This is a genomic window from Lacticaseibacillus daqingensis (genome assembly GCF_003946115.1).
GTDB classification, from domain to species: Bacteria; Bacillota; Bacilli; order Lactobacillales; family Lactobacillaceae; genus Lacticaseibacillus; species Lacticaseibacillus daqingensis.
In genome coordinates this window covers 26,840-44,906 of record NZ_RHOH01000011.1, presented here as the reverse complement: position 1 = coordinate 44,906, position 18,067 = coordinate 26,840, and the positions used below count along the sequence as shown (strand labels likewise).

The following is an 18,067-nucleotide window of genomic DNA, read 5'->3' as shown; positions in this document are numbered from 1 at the left end:
ATCGTTCGGGTTTTTATTGTGCATGATTCGATTCGAAAATCATTATTCGGATTTTACTTGTGCAATGTCAGGCTTGTTGTTAGAATAGCTAGTGGCAGTTAGCGAAAACACACGAAGGAGCGGTTAAACATGGGGACAGTAGTTATCGTAGGCACGCAGTGGGGCGACGAAGGGAAAGGGAAGATCACCGACTTTCTCAGCCAAGGCGCCAACATCATCAGCCGGTACCAAGGCGGTGATAACGCCGGCCACACCATCCACAGCGATGGCGTCGTCTACAAGTTGCGCCTGATTCCGTCCGGGATCCTGCACGCGCACCAGTTGTCCGTGATCGGCAACGGCGTCGTGGTCAACCCGAAGAGCCTGGTGACCGAGCTCGCCACCCTGAAGGCCCAAGGCGTTGAAGGCGCCAACCTGCGCGTGTCCGACCGCGCGCACGTGATTTTGCCTTACCACATCGCCCTCGACAAGGCCCAAGAGGCCAGCAAGGGCGATGACAAAATCGGTACGACCAACCGCGGCATCGGCCCGGCCTACATGGACAAGGCCGCGCGCGTCGGCATCCGCATCGCGGATCTGTTGGAACGCGACACCTTCGAGACCAAGCTGCGCGCGAACCTGGCGGAGAAAAACAAGCTGTTCACCAAGATCTACGGGGTTGAGCCGCTCGAATTCGATGACATTTTCGAGGAATACTACGCCTATGGTCAACAGCTTAAGCCGTACGTGTGCGACACCACGGTCCTGTTGAACGATGCGCTCGAACAAGGCGAAAACATTCTGTTTGAAGGCGCGCAGGGGACGATGCTCGACATCGATCAAGGGACCTACCCATTCGTGACCAGCTCCAACCCAGCTGGTGGGGTCGCCACCGGGACTGGGGTCGGTGCCAGCCACATCGATCGCGTGGCGGGTGTGGCCAAGGCCTACACCTCCCGCGTCGGTGACGGGCCTTTCCCAACCGAACTGTTCGACGCAGACGGCGACTTTATCCGTGAAGCCGGCCACGAGTACGGCACCGTCACCGGTCGCCCACGCCGCATTGGCTGGTTTGATGCGGTGGTTGTCCGCCATGCCTGCCGCGTGGCCGGGGTCACTGACCTCTGCCTGAACTCCGTGGACGTTCTGACGGGTCTCAAGACCATCAAGATCTGCACGGGCTACGAGCTGAACGGCGAGATCATCAAGCGTTACCCGGCTTCTCTCAAAGAACTGGCGCAGTGCCAGCCGGTTTACGAAGAGCTGCCAGGCTGGGACGACGACATCACCGCCGCCAAGACCCTGGCCGACCTGCCGGAAGCTGCGCGCAACTACGTCAACCGCGTCGCTGAGCTGATAGGCGTGGACCTGCTGACGTTCTCCGTTGGTCCTGACCGCGAACAGACCAATATTCTGGCGAATATCTGGGATAAGCTGTAAGACGCAAAAAAAGAGGCGAGTGATCGCCTCTTTTTTTGCGCTCAGTGCGAAAGCAGATACGGTAACATTACTAGCACCGTGAGCACCGCTGCCACGGCGGCGAAGCCCAGCACCAGCAACGCCTTGGCCCACCGATCCTTGCGCCGGTTGCGCAGGCGGCGCACCGTTGCGACATCGCCGCCTTGCAGTAGGGTGAGCACTTCCTTATAGGTCTGCACGTTGGCGCGCTTCTTCAGCCGCTCAATGCGTGTGGCGGCGACCATTGCCAGTCCCCATAAGACGATCGGGGCAACGACCCACCATGGGCTGGGCAGGAACAGCGAGGGGCCAAGCGAGAGAATGGCCGCCAAGCTGAAACCGATCATTTGCTTGCCCAAGCGGGTCAGTGCAACATTGGTAATTGACTCTTTCATCATCTTCACGTCTCCTTTGACGAGCTCATCTAAGGAGAGGTCGAACAGCACGCTGAGCAGCAACAGGTTCTCAACGTCGGGGTAACTGCGGCCCGTTTCCCAGTTGGAGATGGTTTGGCGAGACACATAGATTTTGGTGGCCAGCGCTTCCTGCGACAGGCCGAGCAACTTGCGGTGCGTTTGAATTTGTTGGCTCAGGTACATCGATACCGCCTCCTTACCATTATCATCGCCGAAATGGGGACCGATTGCCGCCAAAATGGTTGGGCAACGGGGCCGTTTGGGTGGCACAGTGGAGCCAAATCATTGCGCAGAGAAAATTGCCCGGGAAATAATTGACGCATGACGCGTTAAATTAGCCGCAGTCCCAGTCGGACGCCCTGCCAGATCAGCACGGCGCCGTAGATCGCGACGATGGCGCCGGACAGGAGGTTGACCCACACGAGCAAGCGCTTGGGGAGTCGGTCCTTCAGCAGGCTAATGACCAGTGTGATGCCGAAGAACCACAAGAATGTGCTGGTCAAAATGCCAAGCAGAAACGGCACCACTTCACCGTGGCTCAGCGTGCTGCGCATCGCGCCAAGCGAGACGCTGGTATCGATCAGCGCCTGCGGATTCGCGAACGCCACCGCCCAAGCGCTGGTGAAGGCCACCTTGAGCGGCAGTGGGGCGCCGGCATGACTGTAATCGGTTTGATTGGCACTGCGAAAAATATCGATCCCCATCCAGCATACAATGACACCACCGGCCAGTAAAATCACCAGCTTGAGCCACTGGTTCTGGCTGATGAGGGCGCCCATCCCGAGGAACGCGACAACGGTCAGGCAGGTGTCCGCTAGCCACACGAAGGCGGCAACCAGCATGGCGCGGCGCCAGCGGTTGCTCATCGCACTGTTGAAGACGAAGAGATTTTGCATGCCGATGGAGCTGACGAGGGCGATGCTGATGAGCATGCCGCGAAGATACACAGATAACATTAGTGCCTCCTAATTTTAAGCAAAAAGGCACGCGCGCCACGATCTTCCAGCGCTCATGCGCCGTGCCTACGATCGTGGTGTGCGTGCCTAGGTCGGCCGCCCGACGACGGGCCAACCCAATAGCGTATTTGTCTGTGATCGATGATACCGGTTTGGTGCGGTGACGTCAATGGGAAAAAGGAAAACGTCGCCACGCGGCAATAAAAAAGCCACGAGCAAGCTCGTGGCAGTGACCAGGTGCAGCGACCTTCAGAACGCCGAAGCGCCGATCCCATTCCCTAGTCGTGGTTTGGCACCGCAAGTAGTATCGCATGCCGCGCAGGGTGGTGTCAACCGGGGAGGAAGGGGGACGAATTATGAGAAGCGACCAGAGCGTTTTTCGCGTATTTTTGCCTTTTCCAGTATGATGGTTGAGACAAGGAAAAGCCGGACGGTGGCTAGCTTCAATCGAAAGATGGGGGTGATGCCTATGGTTCTCTTGGGTTGTTGCTCTGAAAGGAGCACTCATGAGCGTTTTCGAAGCGCTGTCCCTGATGATCGCTTTTGGCGGCCTGATTGTGGCAATCATGAAAAACGACACAAAAAAATAACCGTTCGTGCTGGCCAGCATGGGAACGGTTATGACGTCAAGTTATAACGTAGTCGGCTAGCTACCGGAGAAATCCGGCCTTGCCTTGACGGTGGCGCATTGCGTCATCGGCTTTTTTAACTCCCCTAGAGTATAACATGTGGAACGAAAAGTCGCCAAATTGGTGACGGGAATTATGAGAAACGTACGCAGGGACCCGAACAGAAAACCGAGATAGCTTCGTTGTCGCTTCTCACCAATCTGCAGCGGTAACACCCTTCCACACAATAATAAACCGGCCGTGTTCCACGTGGAACACGGCCGGCCCGTGACTACCGCCAGCCCAACGCTGGCGCGATGTCTTTCATGATGGTGTCCAGCACGTGCACGTTGTAGTCAATGCCCAGCGTGGACGGAATGGTGATCAGCACGGTGTCGGCTTCCTTGATGGCCTCGTCCTCCGCCAGCTCCTTGACCAGCTTGTCCGGCTCGCCCACGAAGGTTTTGCCGAAAATGGTCGGGTTCTGGTGGTAGGCGAGGTAGCCGACTTCATCTTGCGTCTGGCTACCGTTGGCGAACAGGCGCGCATCGAGGTCGCTGACGATCGGCATGATGGAGCGCGTCACCAGAGTGCGCGGCGCGAACGGGTGCCCCGCCTTGGCCCAGGCCGCTTTGAACGCGCGCAGTTGCTTGGCCTGTTGCACGTGGAATGGCTCGCTGGTCTCGTAGTTGACCAGCGTGGAGGACTGCAGGTTCATGCCGTGTTCGGCCGCCCAGATCGCAGTCGCCTGACTCCCAGCCCCCCACCAGATCCGCTGTTGCAGCGTTGGGGAAAAAGGTTCCAGTCGGCGCAGGCCTGGCTCTTGCGGAAACATCGGCATCGCGTTAGGCTCAGCGAACGGCTCGCCCTTCAGGAGCTCCAGAAACTTCAGTGTGCGGGCGCGCGCGACGTCCTTGATTTCTTCCTCAGTGTAGTCGTAACCCCAGTAGCGCCAGCCGTCCTGCACCTGCTCCGGGGAGCCCCGGCCGACGCCGAGTTGCACCCGATTTTGGGTCAAAATATCGGTGGACATCGCGGTTTCCGCCATCATGAACGGATTCTCGTAGCGCATGTCCACGAGCCCGGTACCGATCTCGATTTTGTTCGTCTTGGCGCCGATCGCCGCCATCAGTGGGTAGGGCGTGCCGATCTGATCGGCAAAGTGGTGCACACGGTACCATGCGCCATCGACACCGAGCTTCTCGGCCTCAACCGCCAGCTCAACTGATTCCTCGTAGCTTTGCTGCGCGGATTTTACCACGGAATTGTTCTTCTGCCAGAAGCCAAAGCTCAGGAACCCAATTTTCTTGGTCATATCCAATTCCTCCGTCTTTCTGGGGCCGCGGGTCGGTGCTTGCGGCCTTGTACTTATGGTAGCCTAGGTGCGGCGTGGCGCCAAATGATACGTCTCGTTGCAAATCAAAAGCGGCCAAACTGTCGGGTTGGCCGCTTTTTAGTTTGCTTTTCGCTATAGATTGTTGAGCTCCGTGGTTATGTTGGTGCGGTCTAGGCCATCCTGCCACTCGCGCCTAAGCCCGGGCGCAAGCTTTTCCCGGGGGCTTTTGACTGTGAAACCTTGGTGGTATACTTTCCGACTTGCTTCCGTTCGGCTTCGCCTCGCTCCGCAACAGGGCATGCTTACTTCTTTCCGGTCTTCGTCGAGCTACACAAAGCAACGCAGACGTGTCTAGCTACGAAAACGCCCTTGGACCCTAAGTGCGGGGTCCAAGGGCGTTTGCTAGGCTAGCCAGTCTGCTAAGTGCGCTTTGTTTCGCTCTGGTTAGTTCGTCATCCCATCTTCATAAAGCTTGATCTTCCCCTGCACGATGCTTTCAACGAGGTCGCCGTACGCGACGCCTTCCGCTTCGGCTTCCTGTGGGAGCAGGGACAGCGGGGTCATACCCGGCAGGTTGTTGGCTTCGATCACCCAGACGCCGTCGTCATTGGTGAAGAAGTCCACGCGGCCGTAGTTTTGCAGGCCGAGCACCTTCATGGTTTGGACGGCGACGCGCTTCATTTCGGCGTGAACGGCGTCATCGAGGTCGTCCGGTGGGGTGATGAAGTCGGTGTGGCCTTCCTGGAACTTGTGCTCAAAATCGTACCAGCCATCGTGCACTTTGATCTCGATCGCAGGGAAGGCGTGGCCGTTGACAACGCCAAGCGAGAATTCGCGACCGGTGACGAAGGCTTCGATGATGGCGCTGTTGTCAAAGCGGAAGACGTCCACCAGGCTGTCTTCGAGCTCGGCGGCGTCATGCACGATGTGGGTGCCGACGCTGGAACCGCCAGAGGTTGGCTTGACGACGACCGGGTAGGCAAACGGCAGGGTGTGGCCGGTTGCACCTTGATCTTTCGTGATCTCAACGAACGCGGCGGTTTGGATGCCGTGGTACAGCATGATCTCCTTGCTGTACACCTTGTTCATGGTGATGCCGGACGCGGTCGAGCCACTGCCGGTGTAGCGGATGTTGTTCAGGTCAAGCACGGCTTGGACCTTCCCGTTTTCGCCATCACCGCCGTGCAGGCCGAGGAACACGATGTCGGCGGCCTTGCAGATGGCCAGGACGTTCGGGCCGAACAGCTGGGTGGAGCCGTCGGTGCGCATCGCGTTGATGTCGTCATCGGTGAGGACGGCATCGGAGATCTTCAGGTCCTTACTGGTGTTGGCGTCGGCGAAAACGGAATCCGCGCTGGCGCCGTCTGGCAGGTCGTAACCGAGGAACAGGTCGATGAAGGTAGCTTGGTGCCCCATGTCACGCAGGGCGTTGGTGATCCGGTAGCCGCTGGAGATCGACACGTTCCGCTCGGTGCTCCGCCCGCCGGCTAAAACGACAATTTTCATAGGTATTAAAACCTCCCGATAGTTTTAGAACCTTAAGCATAACACAACTGAGGGATGGACGGGTACTGTTATGATACAGAACAAATCATTTTTTGAATGAGAGCGGGGTGAGGTTTGCTAGCCAAGCCTAGACACATTCGATATACTGGACACAATCTAAATTCAACCACAGGAGTGAGTTTGCGTGAAGATCATTGTTTACGGTGCCCATGACGACGAGATCCCTTACATGACCCAGTGGCAGGCCACGACCGGCCACACGCTTGAGATCCACCAAGAGCTGTTGGATGACACCACCATCGACTGGGCCGCGGGCTTCGATGGCATCAACGTGTTGCAGACGACGCCGTACAGCCAGACGATGTTCGCCAAAATGGCGGCGCTCGGTATTCGCTTTTTGACCATTCGCAACGTGGGGACGGACAACATCGACCTGGCGGCGGCGCAAGCGCACGGCATCCGTATCGCCAATGTGCCGGCCTACTCGCCCAATGCCATCGCGGAATTCGCGGTGACGGCGACGCTGCACCTGCTACGGCGACTGGGTGAGGTAGAGGCCAAGCTGGCCGCGAGCGACTATCAGGCCGCCACGGCGTTCTTGGGTCGCGAGCTCGCCCAGCAGACGGTGGGCGTGGTCGGTGCCGGCCGTATCGGTCGCGCGGCGATCAAGCTGTTCCACGGCTTCGGCGCCAAGGTGCTCGCCTACGACCCACACCCGGTGCAGGATGACAGCCTGGCCTGTGAGTACGTTGAGCTGGATGAGCTGTTCGCGCAGGCGGATGTGATCGACCTGCACATTCCCGGTATTGCCGCCAACGACCACATCATCGGTGCCGCTGAGCTGGCCAAAATGAAGCCGAACGCGCTACTCATCAACACGGCACGCGGCAATCTGATCGACACGCAGGCCCTGCTACACGCGCTTGAGCACCAGCAACTCGGTGGGGCTGGGATCGATACCTACGAGCGGGAATCGGCCAACCTGCTGACGCTGAAGGAAACCGGCCGCTTTGAGGACCCGACATGGGACCGTTTGCGCGCAATGCCGAACGTTGTGCTGACGCCGCACATCGCGTACCTGACGGAAACCGCCGTGCAAAACATGGTGGAGTTCTCGTTGAACTACCTGATCGAATTCCTGACCGTGGGGGCCACCGAAACCGAGGTGCACCCGCGCTAACTGTGATCGCCGCCGTGTGCGGCTTTTTTATTGGCTCGATTAAAACACGAACATTAAAATTAAAGTAATCAAAATAAACCGGATTTTAACTTGCAATTTTCCCGATCGCTCGGTAAACTGATTCTATCAAACGCGAACGAAAGGGTGCAGCATGGAAAAATTCTTTCAGCTTAAGGCGAATAATACCAAAGTATCAACCGAAATTATGGCGGGGCTCACGACGTTCTTCGCAATGTCGTACATTCTCTTCGTTAACCCGCAGATCCTCTCCCTGGCCGGCATGCCGTCCCAGGCAGTGTTCCTCGCAACCATCATCGCCAGTGCCGTTGGGACACTGGTCATGGGGCTGTTCGCCAACGTGCCATACGCGTTGGCGCCGGGCATGGGCCTGAACGCCTTTTTCACCTACACCGTGGTGTTTGCCCTCGGGTATTCTTGGCAGCAGGCGCTGGCCCTGGTCTTCATCTGTGGCCTGATCAACGTGCTGATCACCGTCACCAAGGTCCGCAAGATGATCATCATGGCGATCCCTGAAGTGATGCAGCATGCCATCGGCGGCGGGATCGGGGTCTTCATCGCCTACATCGGCCTGAAGAACGCCGGCTTCCTCCAGTTCACCTCCGACAGCTCGAACATTCTGAGCATCAACAACGCGGCGTACAATGCGGCCACCACGAGCTACAAGGGCGGCGTTACCGGCGTGGTCACCGGCGGCGGCATCGTGCCCGGCCTGGTCAACTTCACCCAGCCTGGTGTGATCCTCGCGCTGATCGGGCTGGTGCTCATGACCGTCCTCGTGGTCAAAAAGGTCCCAGGCGCCGTTTTGATCGGGATCATTGCCACCACGATCATCGGCATTCCAATGGGTGTGACGAGCCTCTCCTTCGATAGCGCCAACTCCCTGGGCAGCTCCATCCACCAGCTGGGCACGACCTTCGGGGCCGCCTTCAGCAGCGATGGCATGGGCTCGCTGTTCACCGGCGCAAACAAGATCGTGATGTCGCTCATGACGATTTTTGCCTTCAGCTTCTCCGACACCTTCGATACGTTGGGAACCTTCATCGGGACCGGCCGACGCACCGGGATTTTCTCCATGGCAGACGAAAAGGCGATGGAAGAGGGCCACGGCTTCTCCTCCAAGATGGATAAGGCGCTGTTCGCTGACTCCATCGCGACCTCCATCGGCGCGATCGTCGGGACCAGTAACACCACCACCTACGTGGAATCCGCCGCCGGCATCGGCGCCGGTGGCCGCACCGGCCTGACCGCCGTCACCACCGCGTGCGCCTTCCTGATCTCCGCCGTCTTCGCGCCGCTCATCAGCGTTGTGCCGACCCAAGCCGTTGCCCCAGCGCTGGTCCTGGTCGGGGTCATGATGATGGGTAGCTTCAAGGAAATCGACTGGGCCGACCTGGCCGAAGCCGTGCCAGCCTTCATGGCCTCCGTAGTCATGGGCTTCGTCTACAACATCTCCTACGGCATCGCCGCCGGCTTCATCTTCTACTGCCTGGTCAAGCTGATCACCGGCAAAGCCAAAGACATTCACCCGATCCTGGCCATCGTCAGCGTTGGGTTCATCCTGAATTTCGTGGTGCTGGCGATCTTGTAAACCAGAGCAGCGCATGCGTGCCGGCGAAGCCTGCGCGCCACCGGAGTTCGGCGTAGCCGGACGGAGGTGAAGCGTACTTAGCAGGCTGACTAGCCTTTCTAACGCATGTCTGTCTGTACCTCACTTCGTTCGAACAGACAGATACGCAAACGCCCTTGGACTCGCACTTAGGTCCGAGGGCGTTTGCGTAGCTGTCTCATGCAGCGCAGCTTCATGAGACCTGCGGAGCGAGGCGAAGCCGAACGGAAGCACGACACGTCTGCGTTGCTTTGCGGCGCTCGACGAAGATTGGAAAGAAGACGTGCTGTCATCGACAACGCACCAAAAAATCCGCTGGGCGCAGCGGATTTTTTGGTGCCAAATAGCCTTCTCTACCCAACTCGCATATAATTAGAGGCGAATGGATTGTGGCGGTGAGGGCTGTTAACTTGGGGGATGATTCGATGGGACACCGTTTGTGGGTTCAAGGCACGATGGCTTTGTTGATGACAGTGGGGTTATTAGGTGGCTGTGGTCAAAGCAGCACACCAACGCAGGCGCCTAATGACGCGCGGTCGATCAGTCGTGGGTTAGATGCCGTGGCTGAAAACGATCTCGAAAAGGCCAATAGCTATTTTAGCAATGCGCTGGACGAGAATGGGAAGAGTACGCGGGCCGCGGCATACTTGAAGCAAACGGAAGGGTATCTAAAGGCCGCGCGTGACTTGGAAAAACAGCAGTTTGATCAAGCAGTGGCGACAGTTAAGGCCGCGCTTAAGGTTAAGCATGGGGCCAGGTCGCTTCACACGAAGTTGACCCAGTTACAGGCTAAAATTGTCACCGCGCAAAAAAAGGTCGCGCAGCAGTCGGCGGCGGAAAGTGCTGCCGCGGCATCGGAATCAAGCGCTGCGGCGACACCGAAATTAACGAATGTTCTCGGGGTCCCACAAGCAGGCGCGATGTTTACCCAGCAGCGCATTTACCTGGCCGGGCATTGGCATGGTTCAGGGGGCGATATTTGGGTTAAAAGCGATGGGGCGCTTTTGATCAACATTAAGGGGTTTGACCAACCCATGGCGGGCGCCTTAGTGGCCGCTGATGTGGCCACCCTGTCGCTTGATGACGAGCCCGGCATGGGGGCAGACATGGATGGCCTGGTGGCGATGGACCTCGTCATCGCCACTGATGATGCCACTTCGACGCCTGTCGGGAGCCTTTACAAAACCGCTCTTGAGGCTGACCAGATGTGTTTGATCCCAAACGGCACCAGCGTGGATATTCCGATGGCGCGTGACCAGTTTTCGTTTGAGCGGATCGACGATTGGGATGGCGTCAATTTTCCGCTGTAGCGGGCGAGTTAACCAGAACAGCAGACGGCGCCCCTGCTAACCCTAAGTGAGGGTGGGCAGGGGCGCCGTTTTATCTGGCCCGGCGTTTGGGGCCGTTGAGTTGGCCCAGTGTCTTTGGGCGTCAGGCGAATGTCAGAACTGAAACTCGGGCTTCTCGGCCACGGTAGTGCGGGTCAGGGTCAGCCGCACCAGCGGGACCTTTGACCCATCAGGCAGGGCGCGGGTGTGGTCGGTGGGGGATTGGGCGAAGTGCGTCGCTTCCAGCTGGGCGATCTCGGCGGTCGCGGTGGCCGGCAGGAGCACGTACAGGGTGCTGAGGCCGAGCTCGAAGAACGCGAAGCCGGCCACGCGCGGCAGGATCTCTGCCATCACAGCCGCGGGGGTCTCCGGCAGGACTTCGAAACGCAACTGGGCTTCGGTCATTGCCGAATCAAACCGCCAGAGGCAGATGCTGCCGAGGAACGCCTTGGACTGACGGTCGCCGATGCCGTAGAGGAGGGAGTTGTCGGCCATCACGAAGCGCATCGCCTCATTGACGTAGTGCGCGGTGGCTTCGATCGAGTGGTCGACGGTGCGGCCGGACAAGGCGGCCTGGTCGACGTCCTGGCGTAGGCGGTAGATGTCCTTGAGCCGGTACAGCGTCAGCCAGTCGAGCTGGTAGTGTGCGGACAGCAGGGGGTGGTACTTCTCAAAGTGTGCCATAAAAGTCTCCGATCCGGGGTTCAGTAGATCCCGTTTTGGTCCTGATCCGTCAGCGGATCATTGAAGTTTTTGCGGTAGTACGCTTCATCGATCACCTTGTATTTGCCGTTGGCGAACTTGGCGATCAGGTTGCCCGGGGTCGCGATCTGCGCCTCGGTGTGGGGGATGTGGATCTCCACGGCCGGCATCGGCGTCAGCGCCACGAACTTGGCGTCGTCACCGAAGAAGGCATCCACGGTTGCGCGCGTGATGTCGTTTTGCACGGGAAGGAAGTAGGACATTTTAGCAGTAGAAAAAGCGGCGAATTCGCCGGTTGGAAAAGGTGTATCGGCCATTGGTTGCCCCTCATTTTTCTGAGGATTAAGAAATCCTCTAATCTCTGCTCCCAGTGTAGCACATCCCGTCAAGATGTTATCATTGAGGAAGCCAAACGCGTTTCACGTGAAACAAAGGAGGGGTTACGATGGCTGATCTATTCGCATCCACAAGCGCGGCGCTGCAACCCTTGGCCAGCCGGATGCGGCCGCAGACGCTGGCTGAGTTCGTCGGGCAAAGCCAGCTGGTCGGGCCCGACGCGGTGCTGACGAAGCTGATCGCAGCAGGTGAGATCCCCTCGATGATCTTCTGGGGACCGCCCGGGGTGGGCAAAACGACGCTGGCACGGCTGATCGCGCGCCAGGCCAAGGCGGCCTTCGTCAACTTTTCGGCGGTCACCAGTGGCATCAAGGAGATCCGCACGGTGATGGAGGAGGCGGAGCAAAACCGGCAGCTGGGGCAGGCCACCATCGTCTTCATCGATGAGATTCACCGCTTCAACAAGGCCCAGCAGGACGCCTTTTTGCCTTACGTGGAGCGCGGCTCCATCACGCTGATCGGGGCGACCACGGAGAACCCGTCCTTTGAGGTCAACGCCGCACTGCTGTCGCGCGCGCGGGTGTTTGTGCTTCAGCCGCTGGCGGTGGCTGATCTGACCACGCTGTTGCAACGCGCGCTGACGGATCCGCGCGGCTACGGCCTCCAGCAGGTGACGGCCGACGCCGACCTGCTGACCGCGATCGCCACATTTGCCAACGGGGATGCGCGCGTGGCGCTCAACACGCTGGAGCTGGCGGTCACCAACGCCAAGCCGCAAGACGGCCGCACCGTGGTGACCCAGCAGGACGTGGCGCAGCTGCTGACCAAAAAGGCGCTGCTGTACGACAAGAACGGCGAGGAACACTACAACCTGATCTCGGCGCTGCACAAGTCGATGCGCAACTCAGATGTGGACGCGGCCATCTACTGGCTGAGCCGGATGCTGGAAGGTGGCGAGGATCCGCTGTACGTGGCACGGCGGCTGGTGCGGTTTGCCTCCGAGGATGTCGGCATGGCGGACTCGCGGGCGCTGGAAATCGCCACGAGCGTCTTTCAGGCGTGCCAGTTCATCGGCATGCCGGAGTGCGCGGTGCACCTGACCCACGCGGTCGTGTACCTGAGCCTAGCCCCCAAGTCCAATGCGCTGTACACGGCGTACGAAGCGGCCAAAAAAGACGCGCAGGCGACCGTGGCCGAGCCGGTGCCGCTGCAGATCCGCAACGGGGTGACCCCGTTGATGAAGGACCTCGGGTACGGCAAGGATTACGAATATGCGCATGACACAGCAGATAAGTTGACGGCGATGCAGACAATGCCGGACAATTTAGTTAACCATCATTATTACCACCCGACGACCCTGGGCAGCGAGGCCAAGGTCAAGGCGCGCCTGGATCAGATCCAGGCGTGGCATCAGGCACACCCCACGGACAAGGATTAGCTGTGGCTATCCTCATTGTTGTGGGGCAGTGACTTCACCAATCACCGCCGCTGAACAGTGCTATGCTCAACACACACGGTGAAAGCGGTTTTAACACACGGCACCGATAGAAAGGAAGCGGGCAAGATGACGAAAGTATTAGCAGTGAACGCAGGGAGTTCGACTTTGAAGTGGAAGTTATTCGACATGCCCGCCGAGGTGATGTTGGCCGACGGTCTGATCGACCGGCTGGGCCAACCGGAATCCACGGTTAAAATTAAATACGGCAACCAAGTCTTTCGTTCCGGTCATTCCATCAAGGATTACCATGAGGCGGTCGCGGACGTGATGGCGCAACTCAAAGACCTTGGGCTGGTGAAGCACCTGCACGAGATCAGTGGGATTGGCCATCGCGTTGTGGCCGGCGGCGAGCGGTACAGCGAGTCGGTGGAGATCACGGATGAGGTGCTGCAACACATCAATGAGCTCGCCGACTTTGCCCCGCTACACAACCCAGTGGAGGCCAAGTACATCGACATTTTTCGCCGCATGATGCCGTGGGCCGTGCAGGTGGCCGTTTTTGACACGGCCTTTCACCAAACCATGCCCGCCGAGAACTTCCTGTACAGCATCCCGTACCGTTACTATCAGGACTACGGCGCCCGCAAGTACGGTGCCCACGGGACCTCGGTGCGCTACGTGTCCCAGCGCGCTGCCGAATTTTTGCGCCGGCCGGCCAATCACCTGCGTCAAATCGTGATGCACCTAGGCTCCGGCTCCAGCGTCACCGCAGTGCAAGACGGCCAGTCCGTTGACACCTCCATGGGCTTCACGCCGGTGGTCGGCGTCACCATGGGCACGCGCAGCGGGGACATCGACCCCTCACTGCTGGCGTACCTGATGGACAAGCTCAAGATCACCGACCTCAACGAGATGATCAAGATCCTGAACAACCGCTCCGGGCTGCTCGGGCTGTCTGAGCTTTCGCCGGATCAGCGCGACCTAGAGGCGGTGGAGGACCAGGCACCGCTGGCCAAGCTGGCGCTGGACATCTACGCCAACCGCGTCGCGAAGTACGTCGGCTCTTACGCCGCGGTGATGAACGGCGTGGATGCGCTGGTCTTCACCGGCGGCGTGGGGGAAAACGGTGGCGAGATGCGCGCCCGCATTATGGCGCACCTCCAGTACCTCGGTGCCACCATCGATCCCGAGAAGAACAAGGCTCGTGGCAAGGAGATCAACATCTCCACCCCGGACGCCACTGTTCAGACCATCATCGTCCCGACCAATGAGGAGCTGATGATCGTGCGGGATGTGTACGCGCACGAAGACGTGCACTAAATGATGAAATTCGGAAAGCAGGCGCCGTCTATCAAGTGACGGTGCCTGTTTTTTGGTGTGCATTGCTTTGAGACTAGGGGTGTCATCGAATTAACGTACGCGTCATATATTGAAATATAGGTAGTTTTGTTTTTATGTTGAGGTCAGTGACCGCTTTAGTCGGCAACTGTTTATAAACTTCACTTAATTTAGTGAACCTTTCAAAGTGGAAACGATTTCAGTTCCGCCTATAGTTCTAGTTGAAGAGGTGATTTAGATGGAGACAATGATGGAAGTCATCAGAGATATTCCAAAGTTAACGCGTAAACGCGTTAAGACAGCTGATCAGATTGAGGCTGAGTTCGCAAACGTCAAAGCAAAGCATATTACTGTTATTGCTTCTGGTTCCTCGTACAATGCAGCATTTGGGACAAAGGTATTTGCTGAAGAGAAGTTAGGAATTGAGATTGAGTTACACTACCCGAACTATTTCTTCAATCACATCATCAAGAACGGAATTGATGAAAAGACGCTATACTTGTTCATTTCACAAACTGGGAAGACCAAGACGGTTCTTGATACGATTAAAGATATTGATAGCCGAGGCGGTATCACCGTTGCACTGACTGAAAAGGCTGATGCACCAATCGCGCAAGCAGCCAAATATGCGTTTGAAATTGGTAGCGTTAACGAGCCATACATGTTTAGAACATCTGGTTTCACCCTGTCTCTGGTTGCGTTGAACTTGCTAGTTATTCAACTGGCAAAGAACAACGGTGACATTTCAGTAGACGAGCAAAAGAATTACTGGGATGAATTGCTGGAAGTCGCCGATAATATGCCAACCACTATCGGTTTGGCAGAAAAATGGTTCGAGGATCATGAAGATATCATGGCCGAGGCAGGTTCCTTCTTCTTTGCGGGCGGCGGTGCGCTGTGGCCAACGGCTCAAGAGGCCGGTATCAAGTTCATGGAGATGGTTCCAGTATTAACCAATACGTATGAAATCGAAGAAATTATCCATGGCCCGCAGAATTCATTTAATGCCAAGAGCGTGTTTTTCCTGATGGCCGAACAAGAAGTAGATTTGGAAAAAGCGGAGAAAATTCGTAATTTCATCACCCACGAAATCACGCCAAATGCTTTTTTGCTTTCTAGAAACAGTACAGAAGACACCGTCAAGCTGGATACGAACAGCGTCGATTTTTACCCGATGCTCTACATTACATTCCTTCAGGTTCTCAGCTATCTCACTGCAACCAAGAACGGCCGTGATCTGAGTCGCACAATGTATCCTCAGATTACCCACTACATCAACAAAACCGTTAAATAATTAGTACCCTAAGAAAGGCGTGTGCTTGTGAACTTTATTATTGCAACGCATGGTGCGTTTGCCAGTGGATTACTATCTGCAACTGAAGTGATCCTGGGTCACCAAGAACGTGTAAGAGCGATTGATATGTACGTCGATGAGGAACCCTTAGACCAGAAAATCAATCGTGCGATTCAAGAATTTCAAGATAAGGATGCAGACCTAGTCATCCTTACCGATATGTTCGGCGGAAGCGTCAACCAGAAGTTGATGAAGCTGATCGACATGTCGAAGGTAAAGGTATTGACCGGGATAAACTTGCCAATGCTCCTAGAAATTTTAACTGTCAACAATGACGAACTGGATGCTGATCGGTTGAACCAGATCATCAGTCAGGGAAGAGAACAGATGATGTTTGTCAATGAGTATCTGGTTAATGCTGATTTGGAAGATGACTTTTAGAGGGGTGAAAATATGATTCAGTTAGTTCGAATAGATGACCGGCTGTTACATGGCCAGGTTGCTTACAGCTGGAAAGGTAGCTTAGGCTACAACGCAATTATTATCGCAAGTGATAGTGCCGCGAAGGATGAGTTTCGCATTGCGGCAATGAAGATGGCAAAACCTGATGGTGTTCGCTTGGCAATTCGAAGCGTGGAAGATGCGGTTAAGTTACTCAACAATCCGAAAATTGCGGAATACAAATCGTTCGTTGTAACCGACACAATTGCCGGGGCGGATTATATCCTACGCCATGTTGACGAAAAGACCAAAGTGCTAAACATCGGCGGGTTACAGGCTGCTTCTGGTAAAACAGAAATCACAGCATTCGCTTACGCAACAGACGCCGAACGAGAAGTGCTAAAAAAACTGCAAAAGGATGGTTACGAAGTCGAGTTCCGACTCGTTGCTTCAGATTCCGCAAAGAAACTGTCAGACCTAGTCAAATAGAGGTGAAATAGAATGACACAAGCATTGATAGTCGGCTTAATTACCGCACTAGTTTGGTTCGTTGAAAAAATGGGTGGGACCCCAATGGTCAATCGGCCGCTTGTTATTTCAACATTGATTGGTGCAGGTTTAGGCGATTTGCAAACCGGTATTATTATTGGTGCCAGTCTTGAACTTGTTTTCATGGGGGCGATCCAGGTTGGTGCCGCTGTTCCACCAGATGTGTTAGTTGGTGCAAGCCTAGGTACCGCATTTGCGATTATTTCTGGTAAAGGTGCGGCAGTTGCACTAACACTCGCTTTGCCAATTGCTTTACTTGCGCAGTCTGTTAAAGTACTCATCTTTATCGTTCGTAGCTGGTTTATGGACTACGCGGTAAAGCTAGCTGAAGAGGCCAAAGTCAAACAAATGTATTGGCTCAATATGTTTGGACTTTTCCTTCAGTGCCTGATGTACTTCGTTGTTGTCTTTGTTGCATTACTCTTCGGATCAACGGCGGTTGATAGTTTTGTGAAGTCGATTCCAGAAGTTATTATGAATGGTTTGACCGTTGCTGGTAACCTGCTTCCTGCAGTTGGGTTTGCGCTGTTGCTACAGCCAATGATGAACAAGAAGAATTTCTTGTACTTCCTTCTTGGCTTTTTGATGATTGCTTACGGGAAGATGCCAATCCTGGCAGTTACCCTGCTGGGTGTGGTGCTTGCATTCGTTGTTGTCTTCGATATGAAGCCAGCGGCTAATGACAGTAACAGCAGCGATGGTACTAGTCATAATCAAGAAGATGAAAGTGAGGACTTGTTCGATGCCTAAGACGAAATACTCCAAAGAGGACAAGAAATTCTTCCGTGAAATATTCTGGAATTCGTTTATTCTGGAAAATTCGTATAACTACTCACGGCAGCAATCGCTGGGCTTTGCTCTCGGCATGTGGCCAGCAATCAAGCGGTTCTATCACACCAAGAAAGATCAAGCGGCAGCATTGACACGTCACATGGAAATTTTCAACACAACGCCGCACCTAGTTCCGCTAATCACGGGTGTAACGGCAGCGCTTGAAAAGAAAGCCAGTGAAGACGAAGATTTCGATATCAGCACTATCAACAATATCAAAATTAGTCTGATGGGCCCGATGGCTGGAATCGGTGATTCGTTCTTCTGGGGGACGTTGCGGATCATCGCGACGGCGCTTGCGCTTCCATTAGCCAAGCAAGGGAATATCCTTGGCCCAATTCTCTTTCTGCTGGCCTTCAATGTGCCACACATGATTATTCGCTATTACTCTGGCGTGTATGGCTATAAGTTTGGGACGGATCTTCTGACCAATATCTCTTCATCTAGTCTTTTTACGAAGATTTCGAAGGCCGCCACGATCGTTGGGTTAATGGTGATCGGAGCAATGAGTGCTCAGATGGTTATCTTGACTACACCATTGTCCTTTAAGTTTGGGGACACTGCGTTCAAACTCCAGACGTACATCGATCAGATTTTCCCATTGCTGATGCCGTTGCTTTATACACTGTTCATGTTCTGGCTCTTGAAGAGCAAGAAGAAGAGTTCAATGTTCATCTTGATGATTACCATCGCAATCGGTTTGATTGGCTCCTTCATCGGAATTTTTTGATTGAAACAAACCAA

The 18,067-nt window shown here is 55.7% G+C and carries 18 protein-coding genes; 12 read left to right on the top strand and 6 right to left on the bottom strand.

Going from position 1 to position 18,067, the window contains the following annotated elements; all coding sequences use genetic code 11:
- The first annotated feature begins 129 nt into the window (after positions 1-129).
- Positions 130-1,419, top strand: a complete 1,290-nt coding sequence (locus EKM88_RS11105) for an adenylosuccinate synthase (protein ID WP_125706191.1) — start codon at positions 130-132, stop codon at positions 1,417-1,419.
- A 41-nt stretch (positions 1,420-1,460) separates the two neighbouring features.
- Here the strand turns inward: EKM88_RS11105 and EKM88_RS11100 are convergent, their stop codons facing one another.
- Entirely contained in the window at positions 1,461-2,036 is a 576-nt protein-coding gene (locus EKM88_RS11100; protein ID WP_125706189.1) for a helix-turn-helix transcriptional regulator, read from the bottom strand.
- 146 nt (positions 2,037-2,182) lie between these two features.
- The gene (locus EKM88_RS11095) at positions 2,183-2,809 is read right to left on the bottom strand and encodes a LysE/ArgO family amino acid transporter (protein ID WP_125706187.1); all 627 of its coding nucleotides are present in this window, start codon (positions 2,807-2,809) and stop codon (positions 2,183-2,185) included.
- A gap of 506 nt (positions 2,810-3,315) precedes the next feature.
- Between EKM88_RS11095 and EKM88_RS13685 the strand changes: the two genes are divergently transcribed.
- The gene (locus EKM88_RS13685; protein WP_225418413.1) at positions 3,316-3,399 is read left to right on the top strand and encodes a putative holin-like toxin; all 84 of its coding nucleotides are present in this window, start codon (positions 3,316-3,318) and stop codon (positions 3,397-3,399) included.
- A gap of 310 nt (positions 3,400-3,709) precedes the next feature.
- On the opposite strand, the gene EKM88_RS11090 is transcribed toward EKM88_RS13685, so the two are convergent.
- Positions 3,710-4,732, bottom strand: a complete 1,023-nt coding sequence (locus tag EKM88_RS11090) for an LLM class flavin-dependent oxidoreductase (protein WP_125706185.1) — start codon at positions 4,730-4,732, stop codon at positions 3,710-3,712.
- A gap of 465 nt (positions 4,733-5,197) precedes the next feature.
- Positions 5,198-6,259 carry a D-alanine--D-alanine ligase family protein gene (locus EKM88_RS11085; RefSeq protein WP_125706182.1) on the bottom strand — a complete coding sequence of 354 codons (1,062 nt, stop codon included), beginning with the start codon at positions 6,257-6,259 and terminating at the stop codon, positions 5,198-5,200.
- Between the two features lie 184 nt (positions 6,260-6,443).
- Between EKM88_RS11085 and EKM88_RS11080 the strand changes: the two genes are divergently transcribed.
- The 3 genes from EKM88_RS11080 to EKM88_RS11070 all read left to right on the top strand — a co-directional run bounded on the left by EKM88_RS11080 (position 6,444) and on the right by EKM88_RS11070 (position 10,376).
- Positions 6,444-7,439 carry a D-2-hydroxyacid dehydrogenase gene (locus EKM88_RS11080; protein WP_125706180.1) on the top strand — a complete coding sequence of 332 codons (996 nt, stop codon included), beginning with the start codon at positions 6,444-6,446 and terminating at the stop codon, positions 7,437-7,439.
- Between the two features lie 151 nt (positions 7,440-7,590).
- Positions 7,591-9,048 (top strand): NCS2 family permease, encoded by a 1,458-nt coding sequence (locus tag EKM88_RS11075; RefSeq protein WP_125706178.1) that lies wholly within the window; start codon positions 7,591-7,593, stop codon positions 9,046-9,048.
- 443 nt (positions 9,049-9,491) lie between these two features.
- Positions 9,492-10,376, top strand: coding sequence for a hypothetical protein (locus tag EKM88_RS11070; protein WP_125706175.1), 885 nt, complete (start codon positions 9,492-9,494; stop codon positions 10,374-10,376).
- 132 nt (positions 10,377-10,508) lie between these two features.
- Here EKM88_RS11070 and EKM88_RS11065 read toward each other — a convergent pair whose 3' ends face one another.
- Positions 10,509-11,078, bottom strand: coding sequence for a GNAT family N-acetyltransferase (locus EKM88_RS11065; RefSeq protein ID WP_125706173.1), 570 nt, complete (start codon positions 11,076-11,078; stop codon positions 10,509-10,511).
- Positions 11,079-11,098: 20 nt separating this feature from the next.
- Entirely contained in the window at positions 11,099-11,413 is a 315-nt protein-coding gene (locus tag EKM88_RS11060) for a hypothetical protein (protein ID WP_125706171.1), read from the bottom strand.
- A gap of 128 nt (positions 11,414-11,541) precedes the next feature.
- On the opposite strand from EKM88_RS11060, the gene EKM88_RS11055 reads away from it, so the two are divergent.
- The 7 genes from EKM88_RS11055 to EKM88_RS11025 all read left to right on the top strand — a co-directional run bounded on the left by EKM88_RS11055 (position 11,542) and on the right by EKM88_RS11025 (position 18,053).
- Entirely contained in the window at positions 11,542-12,870 is a 1,329-nt protein-coding gene (locus EKM88_RS11055) for a replication-associated recombination protein A (RefSeq protein ID WP_125706169.1), read from the top strand.
- Between the two features lie 126 nt (positions 12,871-12,996).
- Entirely contained in the window at positions 12,997-14,190 is a 1,194-nt protein-coding gene (locus EKM88_RS11050; protein WP_125706166.1) for an acetate/propionate family kinase, read from the top strand.
- 256 nt (positions 14,191-14,446) lie between these two features.
- Positions 14,447-15,502, top strand: coding sequence for an SIS domain-containing protein (locus EKM88_RS11045; RefSeq protein WP_125706165.1), 1,056 nt, complete (start codon positions 14,447-14,449; stop codon positions 15,500-15,502).
- Positions 15,503-15,529: 27 nt separating this feature from the next.
- Positions 15,530-15,943 carry a PTS sugar transporter subunit IIA gene (locus tag EKM88_RS11040; protein ID WP_164512088.1) on the top strand — a complete coding sequence of 138 codons (414 nt, stop codon included), beginning with the start codon at positions 15,530-15,532 and terminating at the stop codon, positions 15,941-15,943.
- A 12-nt stretch (positions 15,944-15,955) separates the two neighbouring features.
- Positions 15,956-16,432 carry a PTS system mannose/fructose/N-acetylgalactosamine-transporter subunit IIB gene (locus EKM88_RS11035; protein WP_125706161.1) on the top strand — a complete coding sequence of 159 codons (477 nt, stop codon included), beginning with the start codon at positions 15,956-15,958 and terminating at the stop codon, positions 16,430-16,432.
- A gap of 12 nt (positions 16,433-16,444) precedes the next feature.
- On the top strand, positions 16,445-17,242 hold the full coding sequence (locus tag EKM88_RS11030) for a PTS mannose/fructose/sorbose/N-acetylgalactosamine transporter subunit IIC (protein ID WP_125706159.1): 798 nt from the start codon (positions 16,445-16,447) through the stop codon (positions 17,240-17,242).
- On the top strand, positions 17,235-18,053 hold the full coding sequence (locus EKM88_RS11025; RefSeq protein WP_125706157.1) for a PTS system mannose/fructose/sorbose family transporter subunit IID: 819 nt from the start codon (positions 17,235-17,237) through the stop codon (positions 18,051-18,053). Before EKM88_RS11030 ends, EKM88_RS11025 begins: the two co-directional genes overlap by 8 nt.
- The last annotated feature ends 14 nt before the right edge of the window (positions 18,054-18,067 follow it).

What these genes read in the sequence shown, in the direction of transcription:
- EKM88_RS11055 (WP_125706169.1), top strand. Translation starts at nt 11,542, where the DNA reads ATGGCTGATCTATTCGCATCCACAAGCGCGGCGCTGCAACCCTTGGCC.
- EKM88_RS11035 (WP_125706161.1), top strand. Translation starts at nt 15,956, where the DNA reads ATGATTCAGTTAGTTCGAATAGATGACCGGCTGTTACATGGCCAGGTT.
- EKM88_RS11065 (WP_125706173.1), bottom strand. Translation starts at nt 11,078, where the DNA reads ATGGCACACTTTGAGAAGTACCACCCCCTGCTGTCCGCACACTACCAG.
- EKM88_RS11095 (WP_125706187.1), bottom strand. Translation starts at nt 2,809, where the DNA reads ATGTTATCTGTGTATCTTCGCGGCATGCTCATCAGCATCGCCCTCGTC.
- EKM88_RS13685 (WP_225418413.1), top strand. Translation starts at nt 3,316, where the DNA reads ATGAGCGTTTTCGAAGCGCTGTCCCTGATGATCGCTTTTGGCGGCCTG.
- EKM88_RS11075 (WP_125706178.1), top strand. Translation starts at nt 7,591, where the DNA reads ATGGAAAAATTCTTTCAGCTTAAGGCGAATAATACCAAAGTATCAACC.
- EKM88_RS11030 (WP_125706159.1), top strand. Translation starts at nt 16,445, where the DNA reads ATGACACAAGCATTGATAGTCGGCTTAATTACCGCACTAGTTTGGTTC.
- EKM88_RS11045 (WP_125706165.1), top strand. Translation starts at nt 14,447, where the DNA reads ATGGAGACAATGATGGAAGTCATCAGAGATATTCCAAAGTTAACGCGT.
- EKM88_RS11105 (WP_125706191.1), top strand. Translation starts at nt 130, where the DNA reads ATGGGGACAGTAGTTATCGTAGGCACGCAGTGGGGCGACGAAGGGAAA.
- EKM88_RS11070 (WP_125706175.1), top strand. Translation starts at nt 9,492, where the DNA reads ATGGGACACCGTTTGTGGGTTCAAGGCACGATGGCTTTGTTGATGACA.
- EKM88_RS11100 (WP_125706189.1), bottom strand. Translation starts at nt 2,036, where the DNA reads ATGTACCTGAGCCAACAAATTCAAACGCACCGCAAGTTGCTCGGCCTG.
- EKM88_RS11085 (WP_125706182.1), bottom strand. Translation starts at nt 6,259, where the DNA reads ATGAAAATTGTCGTTTTAGCCGGCGGGCGGAGCACCGAGCGGAACGTG.
- EKM88_RS11025 (WP_125706157.1), top strand. Translation starts at nt 17,235, where the DNA reads ATGCCTAAGACGAAATACTCCAAAGAGGACAAGAAATTCTTCCGTGAA.
- EKM88_RS11050 (WP_125706166.1), top strand. Translation starts at nt 12,997, where the DNA reads ATGACGAAAGTATTAGCAGTGAACGCAGGGAGTTCGACTTTGAAGTGG.
- EKM88_RS11060 (WP_125706171.1), bottom strand. Translation starts at nt 11,413, where the DNA reads ATGGCCGATACACCTTTTCCAACCGGCGAATTCGCCGCTTTTTCTACT.
- EKM88_RS11090 (WP_125706185.1), bottom strand. Translation starts at nt 4,732, where the DNA reads ATGACCAAGAAAATTGGGTTCCTGAGCTTTGGCTTCTGGCAGAAGAAC.